This is a genomic window from Microcystis wesenbergii NRERC-220 (genome assembly GCF_032027425.1).
Lineage (GTDB): Bacteria > Cyanobacteriota > Cyanobacteriia > Cyanobacteriales > Microcystaceae > Microcystis > Microcystis wesenbergii_A.
The window spans coordinates 812,772-825,562 of record NZ_JAVSJA010000001.1 but is presented as its reverse complement, the minus strand read 5'-3'; the positions used below and the strand labels follow the sequence as shown (position 1 = coordinate 825,562).

Below are 12,791 nucleotides of genomic sequence, written 5' to 3'. Positions count from 1 at the left end.
AGAGGCAAGAGGCAGAAGGCAAGAGGCAAAAGGGGGAATAAATAATCAGTTTTTAATAACCGAATTTAGTATAATCAGTGAACTGAAAACTCGGCTCTTCTCGACTTTGTGTGATAATTTTTGCTTATGAAATCGTGAAATGTTTACTGGGAAAGACTTTTAGGACTATTTTGTTAAATAAACTATCAGTATAGACCTCGTTTCCACACAGAAACCAGAAGAGCCAAAACTCACATCTGATAACTGATAACTGATAACTGATAACTGATAACCGCCTAATCAAACAACAATCTTAAGCTTTATCTCCTCAGTCGTCAAGAGTGATACAATTGCCGTCATAGCTAGGGGTGTCTGAGGCAATCAGGCTGAGAAAGACCCTTAGAACCTGAGACTGGGTAATTCCAGCGTAGGGAAGCTGTTTACAGAGGAAATAAAATTATGAGACAAGAATGGGTTGCCCCCCGGCGCGGACAAGCAAATGTATCGCAAATGCACTACGCCCGTCAGGGGATAATTACCGAAGAGATGACGTATGTGGCAAAACGGGAAAATCTCTCTCCCGAATTGATTCGCGGCGAAATTGCCCGGGGAAGACTGATTATTCCCGCTAATATCAATCACCTCAACCTCGAACCCATGGCGATCGGTATTGCTTCTAAGTGTAAAGTTAATGCTAATATCGGGGCTTCGCCTAACTCCTCGAATATTAACGAAGAACTGGAAAAATTACACCTAGCGGTTAAATACGGCGCGGATACGGTGATGGATCTCTCCACGGGTGGCGGTAATTTGGACGAAATTCGCACTGCGATTATCAATGCTTCTCCTGTCCCCATCGGTACTGTACCCATCTATCAAGCGGTGGAAAGCGTTCACGGCAATATTGAAAAACTAACCGCCGAAGATTTCCTCCATATTATCGAAAAACACGCCGGGCAAGGGGTAGACTACATGACGATTCACGCGGGAATCCTCATCGAACACCTGCCTTTAGTCAAAACCCGTCTGACCGGGATTGTCTCCCGGGGGGGTGGTATTATTGCTAAGTGGATGTTACACCACCACAAGCAAAATCCTCTCTATACCCATTTCGATGAAATTATCGAGATTTTCAAGCGTTATGACGTTTCTTTTAGTCTCGGTGACTCCCTGCGTCCCGGTTGTACCCACGATGCTTCCGATGCAGCCCAATTAGCGGAATTGAAAACCCTCGGCCAACTGACGCGTCGCGCTTGGGAACACGATGTACAGGTGATGGTGGAAGGACCGGGCCATGTTCCCATGGACCAAATTGAGTTTAATGTGAAAAAACAAATGGAGGAGTGTAGCGAAGCACCTTTCTATGTTCTTGGTCCCCTTGTCACCGATATTGCTCCAGGGTACGATCATATCACTTCGGCGATCGGGGCGGCTCTGGCGGGTTGGTACGGGACGGCGATGTTGTGTTATGTCACCCCGAAAGAACATCTCGGTTTACCCAACGCTGAAGATGTGCGAAATGGCTTAATTGCCTACAAAATAGCGGCTCATGCGGCAGATATCGCCCGTCATCGTCCCGGGTCGCGCGATCGTGACGATGAACTCTCCATTGCTCGTTATAATTTCGATTGGAATCGTCAATTTCAGTTATCCTTGGATCCCGATCGCGCTAAGGAATACCACGATGAGACTTTACCCGCAGATATCTATAAGACTGCGGAGTTTTGTTCGATGTGTGGACCGAAATTCTGTCCCATGCAAACTAAGGTAGATGCCGATGCAATTACGGAATTAGAGAAGTTTCTCGCTAGTCAGAATCAAGACAATTTAACCCCAGTTTAAAGGGAGGTTATTGGAAGGGCTGATTTGATTTCAGCCCTATTCCTAGCATAGAAGTCAAAATTCTGGGAATAGCCGCCATTTTTTGACTAATTGACCCGTTTTTCTAGATATTGACCGATCATCAATTCTTGACCGGCGCGAGAGATAATAGTTTGTCGGGTGCGATATTGTTGACCGATGAGTTTAATTTCTTCTTCAAAGACAGAACCGGCGTATTCTGTTCTCAGACAGAGAGTAGAGGGGTTAGGAAAGGTATAAATGGCACTAACGGGTTTATCCGTCGCAAATCCCCGATCGCGATAGAGAATATTATCTAAAATACCGAATATAGTGGAACCGTTGGAGGGTTTTTTACTCTGGGGACGGAGATAATTACTTTGCCAAGTCACTTCCGTGCCACCTAATAAAGCTATATCTTCCAGATTATGTAAACGGGCAAGTTGAATTAATGGTTCGCTGCCTTGGGGTAAATATTTAATCTCGATGGCGCTGATAACTTCTTGGGGTTCCGTTTCTTGGGTGAGGGTGTAATAACGTCTCTGGGATTGCCAGCGTCCTTCTGTCTGCTTAAAAAAGGCTAAAGCCGAGGTTTCCAGCGATAATTGGGCGGTTTGAATTAATGTCATAGAAATAAAACCTTTCCTGTTTTTTGGGAGAGCAGATTTGTTATCCTTTGTCAAGAGTTTGCCAGAGAACTGTTACACATCTTAATACAATTATAACCTTGCGGGGAAATTAAGTGGTAGGGCTGTTGAGGGAGATAATTGGGAAAAAGTGACACAGATACAGCAGTTACAGGGAAAAAAGGGGATAAGATTGCTAAAACCTGCGAACTTATCCTAGTTACTTCCATTTACCTCTATCTATCGATTAATTCTGTCAAATTGGCTACAGTGAGGCCGAGGTGATTCCCCCAACCCCCTTTTTTACCTGTTACTTTTCACCCGATCTGCCCAGTCTTGGTATTGTTAAAAATATAGGTGCGAAACGTTTAGGCATGAAATAGGGCTGAAATGCCTGAAATAACCGCCTAGTAAGGTCTTCAGTCCCTTGACTGAATCTAAAAGGTCAACCTTGACCAACCTTATAACTGTTTATATGTCCCGACGTTTAGTATCACCCGATACCAAACTAGGCAAGGGAACTCAAGGTCAATACACTTTGTAACAATTATTTACAATTGCTACAAGGGTGAGAGTAACGGCGATAGCCACCCCCAGATTCAGAAATCACAATTCTGGGACTGAAGCGGGGAACGGAAGGCTCCGAGGTGTAACCTAACACCAGAATCGAGACCACTGCCAACCATCCATGATTAGGCGTGAGCCAAATGTCCGACCTGAACCATCGTAATAACTAAGCAGTGAAATAGGTTGAAACACTGCGTTCAAAAGAATAAGGGGAAAAGTAAGGACTTTTATATTTCACTTACACAGACCTGTTAAAGTACCCCGGTGGATAGGACAAATCTAAAGATGGAATGCCCATATAAACGGAACGTTATAAACCCTTTTAGGCTCTGAGTATCGGTCGAAATACCCAGCAGTGATAAGTGTAAGCGCAAGCCTTTAAGGGTGTGAGATGTAACCAAAAGCCAACGCTTGACGGTAATAGTCAAGATATGCTAACGGGTTACGGTTTGATTGTAAGGATAGAGTCTAGTAGGAGTCTATATGACGAAATCGAGAGAAGGTAAAGGGTTCGGGAAACCGAAAACCACTAAGACTACGAATGTATGGAAAGCTATCAATTGGGCGAAAGTCCAAAGATATGTTTTCAAGCTCCAAAAGAGAATATACCAAGCGGCTAAATCGGGACAGGATGCAAAAGTTAGAAGGTGGCAACGTCTATTGGTGAAATCGTACTACGCTCGTCTATTAGCGGTTCGCAAAGTAACCCAAGATAATCAAGGAAAGAAAACAGCAGGAGTAGATGGAATGATAACAATATCCCCAGAACAAAGGCTAAATCTAACCGAAGAAATCAAAGGAACACTTAAAGCAAAACCGTTAAGAAGGGTATGGATTCCTAAACCCGGTAGGGATGAAAAACGTCCATTAGGAATACCGACCATCAAAGACAGAGCTAAACAAGCGTTGATTAAATCGGCACTTGAGCCAGAATGGGAGTCAAAAATGGAAGGAACCAGCTATGGTTTCCGACCGGGAAGGTCTGCCCAAGACGCAATATCAAGAATATACATCACCATTAATCAAGGTAGCTACTTTGTGTTAGATGCCGATATTGCCAAGTGCTTTGACCGAATTAATCACAACTTTTTACTGTCCAAAATTCATTGTCCAAGTTCCCTGAAAAGAGACATAAAACAATGGCTCAAAGCAGGAGTATTGGATAACGGCGTATTTGAAGAAACAGAAACAGGGACACCCCAAGGAGGGGTAATAAGTCCACTACTAGCCAACATCGCACTGGATGGAATGGCAAGATTAATTGAAACTTTATTTCCCAAAAAGAGATATATCCAAGCCGTCTCAATAAGATACGCCGATGATTTTGTAGTAATTTCCCCATCACTCGAAATCATTGAACAGTGCAAAACTGCTATTTCTGAATGGTTAAAACCCATTGGATTAGAACTCAAACCAGAGAAAACCAGAGTGTGTCATACACTCAACCCCATTGAATACAATGGGAAAACAGAAGAACCCGGTTTTGACTTTCTAGGATTCAATATCAGGCAATATCCAGTAGGAAAATACAAATCTGGGAAAATAGGAGGGGGAAGACGATTAATTGGTCACAAAACCCACATTAAACCCAGCCAAAAAGCAGTTAAAGCCCACACAGAAGCGATTAAGGGTGTAATTAAAAAACACAGAACATCACCCCAAACAGCCCTGATTAGTCAACTAAACTCAATCATTAGAGGTTGGGCTAACTACTACTCAGGAGTAGTATCTACGGATACCTTCAATAAATTAGACAACACAGTCTGGTTAATGTTAAGGGCATGGACAGTATCAAGATGTGGTAAAGCGAGCTACGAAAAGCTGAGAAACTACTTTAGACCGGGTACAGTTAAACTCAGCAATGGGAAAGAAAGACACGAATCTTGGTTATTTCAAACCAAAGATGGTTATCAATTATGGAAACATAATTGGACACCAATTGTCAGACATACCCTAGTACGCCCCGACGCATCACCTTATGACGGAAATTGGACTTACTGGGCGACCAGAAGAGGACAAGCAATCGACACACCGACAAGAGTAGCCAAACTACTTAAGAAGCAACAAGGCAAGTGTAGCCGATGTGGGCAGTATTTCACCCCATCGGATTTAATTGAAGTTGACCACATTCACCCTCTAAGCTTAGGCGGAAAGGACGAATACAAAAACCTTCAATTACTACACCGCCACTGTCACGATGATAAATCGGCATCGGATGGAAGCCTAAAAATCATCTACATTGACACCATCAGAAGTTAATGTAGATAATACAAGGACAACCAAAAGATGTCAAGTTGTATCCTTAACAGGGGAACAGTCAAACTAGGAGCCGTGTGATGCGAAAGTATCACGCACGGTTCTGAATGGGAGGGGAGGTCGGTGACGACCTTCTCGACCCCTAATAACCTCCGAACCAGGTCTCAACTCCGTGCAGTTAAAACAAGTAATCATCGCTCACAAGGCCAACCATCCCCAAAGTAAAGCATGGGCGGAAAAATGCGCTAAACAGTTAGAAGCCCGTCAGTGTAAAGTTTTAATGGGACCCAGTGGCTTTAAAGATAATCCCTATCCAGTATTTTTAGCCTCAGCATCGGGAAAAATCGACCTCGCCATCGTTTTAGGCGGAGATGGAACCATTTTAGCCGCCGCTCGCTATTTAGCTCACGAAGACATTCCGATTTTAGCGGTGAATGTCGGCGGCCATCTGGGATTTTTAACGGAACCTTTTGAGATTTTCCAAGATACGGAGACGGTCTGGGAGCGTTTACAATCCGATCACTATGCGGTACAACAACGGATGATGTTAACGGCCAGAATCTATGAAGGGGATAAAAGGAACCCGCAGCCAGTGAGCGAGGCATTTTATGCCCTGAATGAGATGTGTGTGAAACCCGCTAGTATCGATAGGATGCCCACCTCGATCCTCGAAATCGAAGTGGACGGGGAAATAGTAGATCAGTACCAAGGAGACGGCCTATTAGTGGCCACTCCCACGGGGTCCACCTGTTACACCGCTTCCGCTAATGGTCCGATTATACACCCCGGCATGGAAGCGATCGCTGTCACCCCGATTTGTCCCTTGAGTCTCTCCAGTCGGCCGATTGTCATTCCCCCGGCATCTCTGGTCAGTATTTGGCCCCTGGGAGACTACGAATTAAATACTAAACTCTGGATGGATGGTGCTTTAGCCACTTCCATTTGGCCCGGGCAATGGGTGGGAGTTACCAAAGCCGAAAAATTCGCCCAATTTATTATCCTGCGGGAAAGCTATTCTTTTTATCAGACTCTACAGGAAAAATTACAATGGGCCGGGGCGAGAATTCATTATGATGGCAATCGTCATAATTAGGGTCTGCTGAAAAAGTTTTTCGTGGGGGTAGGGTGTGGCCCCCCCTGCCCCCCCGACATCGGGGGGGCAGGGGGGGTGTAGGGTTTTACCCATTTTCAGGACGTTCGGCGAGCTCAGTCGAGTGGACGGTGAGGCTTCGACGGTGAGCTCACGCCGAAGTCTCACGCCGAGGTCCGAACCGCTTGTCGAACCGCCGGGGTCAATTACCTAATTTTCAGGGAAAAAGTGCCTAAATTTCCCCCCCGATCACTCCAATGGCTGGCACTTTTTGATTTCAAAAAAGCCTAAAAATATTATCCAACAAGGTTTTTAGATTTATTGAGCAAGCCCTAAGTATATCTTCTAAAATTGGTCATTACTTCCGATTTTATCAGTAAATCTAGGCTTTTGGGGGTAGAACCCCCCAAACCCAGAAGTGCATTTGCTGATTGTCGGTATTTCTGCAAGAGAGGGTCAAAAGTTGTCAAAATATTTGACAAAGTTGCCACTTTATGGTAAGAAATTGGGTTATTCTTGTCCTGTAAATTTTAAATTTCATCCCATCCAGTTAAGCCAGAAGACATAACATAACTGGTAACGGTTGCTTCAAAAAAGTTAGCTTTGGTGTGGCCTTCTTTTTTGGTATCGGAGAAGCGTTCCAGATGGTTATAGGGACTTTTGTTATACTTTTCTTCCCTGTATAAAGGCTCAAGTCCGATCGCTTTTAGTCGAATATTAGCGAGGTATTTGGTGTACTGTTCGGTACTGTATTCGGTAATACCTAAAATGTCGTTGCCAACGATGTGATTAGTCCAGCGACATTCGTGTTTAACGGCACTATCGAACATCTCATAAATCTGTTCAACGGAATGGGAAAAAGTTGCCATGGCTTCGGGAATAAGTTTTTGATACAAACGGACGTGACTTAATTCGTCCCGGTTGATCATTTTGAAAACGTCAGCACTACCAGACATTAACTGTCGAGAAGCGAGATTATAGAAAAAGATGACGCAACTACCCATCCTTTCAGAGTGGGGCTAGAACATACCATTATCTCCTTGAACCTTTTCTTGAATCGATAGAGCGTATTGGATAACTATTATCATCCAAGATTTTTACAGAGTAAGTTCCTGCGTTAATCTTTCTGATAACAGATTCTGATTCCCATCCGAACATTGCGGCTATCTCAGAGAAAGAGATATTTATGTCAGACAGCAGTTCATGAATTAACCTTAACTGATCTATAGAGAGTTTTTTTCGTTTTACAGTGCTGCGTCTGATTGGATAGGTTATTGATGGATCGTACCAAGCTTTTCCGCAATTGATGTCAGATATAGTAGAGGCATCAATATTAAAAAACTCTGCAATAACGGAAAACTTAGTTTTCTCTGTCTTGAGGATTAGCTTTATTTCATTGACTTGTATCAAAGAAATTTTTTCATTCCCACTATACAGACATTCGTTATACCCGCACTCAATAGAGTTAAGCTTGTTTATCCAATAACTTTCTCTTTCCCTTAATCGACAAAGAGTTACTCCAGACTCTAGTATCTGAAAGTAAAATTTTTCAGGATACTTTTTTAACTCTGGGTAAAATCTCAATGATTCGTCTCCAATACTTGATAGCAACAAGTGTTGACCTATCCTTTGTGGAAAATTTCGGGTACACCCAATATATGCTCTTTCGTTTTCAAGGTTCTGCACTTTGTAAATAACGCCAGTCTCCATATCTGTAAAAAAAAATTTTTACATTTATAATTTGACATATTTACCAAGCGGAAGAAGATACTCACCCTCTGTTCGTTGAACCTTCCCCTTTAAAATAGAGGCTTGGCTGCTGATTACCCATTGTTTTTAATAACTGCCTTACGGCTTTTATTAAATCCCTTAAATTTTTTCTGCTCTCGCTCCTTTACGCTTATCTTTTCAGACTTCGCTTTGGTTTAAGGGCTTTAGGGCTTCCCAGCAATTTGGCGAGTTTTAACTAACACCTCACGATGCTAGTGGGCTACATCATTATTTAACCCGTTGTAAAAATACAAACTCTCCAGCAAATAATCGGCGACAAGGGCGATAAAATAGCTTTCAGTAGTTTGTTTATCGATGTATTGCTGGTAGAGAGTAGCAATAAATTCACAGCGATCCCTGAGAACTTTATCGGTACGCCAAAAGTCATAAACTTCACCTCTGCGATCTGGGGGAATAATCGTTTCAATTAAGTATTGATAACTTTGATTGTGCATGGCTTCTTGAGAAATTTGTTCCGCCATACAAAGACTAATTTCTGGCGCAGTGACGCTACCTTTTAGGTGGGGAATATTACAGGTTTGCACGGAATCAAGAAAGGTTAGATAGGACAAAATACCATGATATGCATATCTTTCTTCGTCGGTAAGATGCCCGTATTCAGTCACGTCTTGAGTGATATCTAAGCGTTGCGGGATCCAGAAATTTTCGCGCATTTGTTGATATAAACCCACCGCCCAGGTGTAGCGGACATCGTTTAACTGCATCAGGTTGGTGGTGTTACCAAACCAGATCGAACGGTTTTTGATCGCATCATCTCCCGCCGGATTGAAGATCGGGGAAATGGGCATCGAATGGCAAGAATTAACTAAATGTAAGGACATGATTACTTGGATATTATGGCACTTTTAGGTTATAATAGATTTTTGGTAAAAAGTCAAATGTTTTGATTTTGACTAGGAATAAATTCAAAATCTAGGGCTTCTGCCAAAGTAAATGGGCAATCCTTCGGGAATTTCTCTAGGTTTATCCCTGTTTCAATAGCGGCTTTTTTCTGGCTTTATCATAGCATTTTTTTAAATTTTCTTCTGTTAAAAAAATCTTAAGACTAGGGCTATTTTCTCAATCTTCTTCGATTCTTTCTCGCTGCTCAAAAAGGGTTAATGCCCAGCTTCTGATTTGTTTTTCTGGCTCTTGTAAGTATTTTAGTAAATGCCATAAAATCACAGTTAGATTACTTTTAAGGGCTTTCTGTTGACTTATAGACATAGATTTTATTTCGTCAATTAAATTCTCTAAATCTAAATCATAAAATTGATGATTTTCTAGTAAATATATGGTTTTATCTAACCAGAGATAGTAATCTTTTTCCTATAAGTTATTTTCCATAATTATCCCCCATTATTTTGAGATTTCAGGAAACCAATCCTCATTTAAAGCCTGTTCTATAGTGCAAATTGGAGCTAAACTGACCAAATTTTCAGCCATTCCAGATAAATCCAGAAATAATTTACGCGCATTTTGATAACAGGGCGAGAAAATTTCCGATAGATAGGGCTTTAAACTGGGACTGTCTTCAATAATTTGTTGAATTCTTAGGCGAAAGTTACGGATTTCATTTTTCCATCCTCTTTGATTATATTCTAATTCCGATTGCCAGTAAGCTAGTTTTAGCAAATGTTCTAATAACCGAGTTAAATAACTTTCTAAACTTCGTTTCTCACTTTTCCCCATACTACTAATTTCCTCGATGAGATTATCTAAATCCAAATCGGAAAATTGATGATTTTCTAGTAAAGATATGGTTTTCTCTATCCAGAGATAGTAATCTTTTTCGTATAAATCACTCTTCATTGCTTAATCCTCTCCGAGAAACTCAGGAAACCAATTTTCATCTAAAATTTGGTCGATTGATCCAATAGGTGTAGCACTTAAAAGTCTTTTATCGATGCCAGAACCTTCGACAAATAGATGGCAAGCATCCTCGTAACATGGCTCAAGAATCTCGGTGAGGTAAGATGCTAAGTTTGTATTATAAGTTCCATCCTTTTTGTTGCTAATAATTCTTTTGATTTGAATGCGAAAATTTAAAATCTCACGTCGCCACTTGTTTTTATTGTAATCGCGCTTAGATTGCCAATAAGTTAATTTAAGTAAATGCTCCAAGAGTTTAGTTAGTAAACTCTCTAACTTCTGACGTTCTCTTCTGGACATATCTTTTATTTCTTCAATTAAATTTTCTAAATCCAACTCAGAAAACTGGCGATTTTCTAGTAAAGATATGGTTTTCTCTAACCAGAGATAGTAATCCTGTTCGTATAAAGTCTTATCCATAGCTGTGATTCGGTGATGAATAAGACTTATCTTAGCCTTAATTAGCGCAACTAGAACAACTATCGTCAGACTCTCGAAAATTGTCCTTTTGTACGGTACGGATATAATAAATCGCTTTACAGCCCAATTCCCACGCCATAACTAGGGTATCAAAGATGTCTTTTGCTGTGAGACAACGGTTGGGTTCTGCGGGGAAGTAAACCCCTTCATTGAGGTTGAATAATAATTCCATAGAAATCCCCGTATCGATCCATTCTTGCATAGTAGCGATCGCTTTCACCACTTGTTGCTGTTCGAGATTTTTATTCTCTGAATAAAACCAGAAAGCTTCTTCAATAAAAGGTGGTGCGATGGGAACGGTTCCCTTTGCCCATTTATCGTAGAAAAAGCGACTATAAACCGGCAAAACACTAGCGGTACATCCCTGTACCAAACTAGAGGAAGTATTAGGAGCAATGGCGGTAATATGGGAGTTACGGATGCCAAATCGTTGAATATCTTCGGCTAATTGTTGCCATCTTTGCGGTTGCACCGCATTATTTAAAAACCATGCCACTGGTTTGGCACCGATTAATTTACCTTGACTCCATTCGCTACCCAAGAAAGCTTGATAAGCGCCGCGTTCTTTGGCTAATTCCATCGAGGAATAGGTACACCAATAGCCAATTTCTTCAAATAAATTACTAATTTCTGATAGGTTATTGTAGGATAATTTCCGTTTAGCTAACCAGTCAGCTAATCCCATCGCCCCTACCCCAATAGTGCGATATTTATCGTTGTGGTTTTTAGCATTATCAAAGGGAGGGTTAGTAATATCGATGGTGTTGTCGAGAATCCTGACAGCGATTTGACAATTAGACTCGATTTCTTCCCCGTCGATGTTGGCTAAATTAAGGCTAACTAAATTACAACAATGGGCAGTTTTATCGGGGGTGACATTTGAGAAGCTCTCCGTGCATAAATTTACACCAGGGATATAGCCATCGTGTTTATTAGGATTAGCGCGATTGATGGTATCTTTGAAGGCAATGTAGGGCATTCCTGTTTCTACTTGGGAACGCATGATAGTTTTAAATAAGTCCCGGGCATTGATTTTTTTATAGAGGACAATCTCTTTATCTAAATTAGCCTCTACTAAACGATAAGCCTCTTCAAATTCTTCCCCCCATAGTTCCGCTAATTCTATCCCTAATTTAGTGCGAACTTCGTAGGGATCTACTAATGTCCACTCGGCTTTAGTTATCACCCGACGCATGAATTCATCGGTGATAACTAATTGGGGAAAAATATCATAAGCTTTGCGTCTTTGATCACCGTTTTCTGTCTGCATTTCCAGAAATTCTGGCACGTCTAAATGCCAGATGTCAACACCGATAGTTACTGCCCCAGCGCGTCTTCCCCCCTGATTGACTGCAATAGCTGTATCGTTGAGTAATTTAATCCAAGGAATAATCCCACCGGAAGCATTAGCTTTCCCCATTACCCAGCTACCAGTGGCGCGAATTCTACTCACATTCACCCCGACACCGCCACCATTTTTTGAGATGCGGGCAGCATTAGTAATCTCGCCGAAAATGCTTTCTAAACTGTCGTCAATGGAAAGGATAAAACAACTGGTTAGGGAACCTTTGGGAGTGCGTAAATTGGCTAAAATTGGGGTGGCAAGAGAGATTTTTCTTTGGGCAATCGCCTGATAAAATTTCTTCGCCCAGGGGAGTCTATTACCAGGACTTTCCACACTGGCAAGCAGTAGGGAACAGGTTAATAATGCCTCTTGGGGTAACTCATTTTTGAGTAAATAACGGCTAGTGATTAACAATGCCCCGGCGTAGTCATAATCGATATCCCAATCGGGATTAATCCAAGAACCAGCTTCTTTTAATTCTGCCTCAGAATAGATGAGAATTCTTTCGTCGTATAGCCGATTCTTAACTTGAGTTTTGACAGTTTTCTCGTAATTTCCGTACTGATAACCCCGGGCTACTAAGGTATCTTTCCAAAGACTCCAAATATGCAATCTTCCCGCCACATAGCGCCAATCCGGTTCCTCTGGACTACACATTTCTAGGGCGCAATTGATTAAATTATCCTGTATTTCCCTAGTGGTAATCCCATCCCGCAGGCGTGTGGTTAAACCCGCTTCTAAGGCGATTGAATTGACTTTTTTGCCCTCACAAGCCCACTCTACCACCTCGCGAATTTTGCCGATATTTAAGCTTGTGGTGGAACCATCGCGCCGAATCACTCTAATTCCATGGCTGCCCATATTAGCTAAAGGGGTAGAACGAAAGGGTATTACTTCGTTATTTTTGTGAATGGAAACGGCAGTAGTCAAGGGCTTCGATTGCATAATTGGGAAATTGCGGCGTTAA

Annotated in this window: 7 protein-coding genes, 4 pseudogenes and 1 riboswitch; of the genes and pseudogenes, 3 read left to right on the top strand and 8 right to left on the bottom strand. The window is 41.9% G+C overall.

Going from position 1 to position 12,791, the window contains the following annotated elements; translation table 11 throughout:
* The first annotated feature begins 333 nt into the window (after nucleotides 1-333).
* Nucleotides 334-430: riboswitch (TPP riboswitch) on the top strand.
* Nucleotides 431-438: 8 nt separating this feature from the next.
* The gene (gene thiC, locus RAM70_RS04115; RefSeq protein ID WP_312672396.1) at nucleotides 439-1,821 is read left to right on the top strand and encodes a phosphomethylpyrimidine synthase; all 1,383 of its coding nucleotides are present in this window, start codon (nucleotides 439-441) and stop codon (nucleotides 1,819-1,821) included.
* A gap of 86 nt (nucleotides 1,822-1,907) precedes the next feature.
* Here the strand turns inward: thiC and RAM70_RS04110 are convergent, their stop codons facing one another.
* On the bottom strand, nucleotides 1,908-2,447 hold the full coding sequence (locus tag RAM70_RS04110; protein ID WP_045361336.1) for a phycobiliprotein lyase: 540 nt from the start codon (nucleotides 2,445-2,447) through the stop codon (nucleotides 1,908-1,910).
* Nucleotides 2,448-3,494: 1,047 nt separating this feature from the next.
* Between RAM70_RS04110 and ltrA the strand changes: the two are divergent.
* Together ltrA and RAM70_RS04100 are read left to right on the top strand one after the other, a co-directional pair.
* A pseudogene (ltrA, locus tag RAM70_RS04105) lies at nucleotides 3,495-5,337 on the top strand (group II intron reverse transcriptase/maturase).
* Between the two features lie 102 nt (nucleotides 5,338-5,439).
* A complete protein-coding gene (locus tag RAM70_RS04100) occupies nucleotides 5,440-6,360 on the top strand; it encodes an NAD(+) kinase (RefSeq protein WP_045361335.1) in 921 nt (306 codons plus the stop codon).
* Nucleotides 6,361-6,887: 527 nt separating this feature from the next.
* On the opposite strand, the pseudogene RAM70_RS04095 reads toward RAM70_RS04100, so the two are convergent.
* The 7 genes and pseudogenes from RAM70_RS04095 to RAM70_RS04065 form a co-directional block, all read right to left on the bottom strand.
* Nucleotides 6,888-7,346: pseudogene (locus RAM70_RS04095) on the bottom strand (ribonucleotide-diphosphate reductase subunit beta); the annotation flags it as partial.
* 43 nt (nucleotides 7,347-7,389) lie between these two features.
* Nucleotides 7,390-8,067, bottom strand: coding sequence for a GIY-YIG nuclease family protein (locus RAM70_RS04090; protein ID WP_045361333.1), 678 nt, complete (start codon nucleotides 8,065-8,067; stop codon nucleotides 7,390-7,392).
* A gap of 296 nt (nucleotides 8,068-8,363) precedes the next feature.
* A pseudogene (locus RAM70_RS04085) lies at nucleotides 8,364-8,969 on the bottom strand (ribonucleotide-diphosphate reductase subunit beta); the annotation flags it as partial.
* 53 nt (nucleotides 8,970-9,022) lie between these two features.
* Nucleotides 9,023-9,423 (bottom strand): annotated as a pseudogene (locus RAM70_RS04080) (DUF29 domain-containing protein).
* Nucleotides 9,424-9,486: 63 nt separating this feature from the next.
* Nucleotides 9,487-9,939, bottom strand: coding sequence for a DUF29 domain-containing protein (locus RAM70_RS04075; protein WP_312672395.1), 453 nt, complete (start codon nucleotides 9,937-9,939; stop codon nucleotides 9,487-9,489).
* Nucleotides 9,940-9,942: 3 nt separating this feature from the next.
* Nucleotides 9,943-10,419 carry a DUF29 domain-containing protein gene (locus tag RAM70_RS04070; RefSeq protein WP_159251557.1) on the bottom strand — a complete coding sequence of 159 codons (477 nt, stop codon included), beginning with the start codon at nucleotides 10,417-10,419 and terminating at the stop codon, nucleotides 9,943-9,945.
* 37 nt (nucleotides 10,420-10,456) lie between these two features.
* Entirely contained in the window at nucleotides 10,457-12,769 is a 2,313-nt protein-coding gene (locus tag RAM70_RS04065; RefSeq protein WP_312672393.1) for a ribonucleoside-diphosphate reductase subunit alpha, read from the bottom strand.
* Between the last annotated feature and the right edge of the window lie 22 nt (nucleotides 12,770-12,791).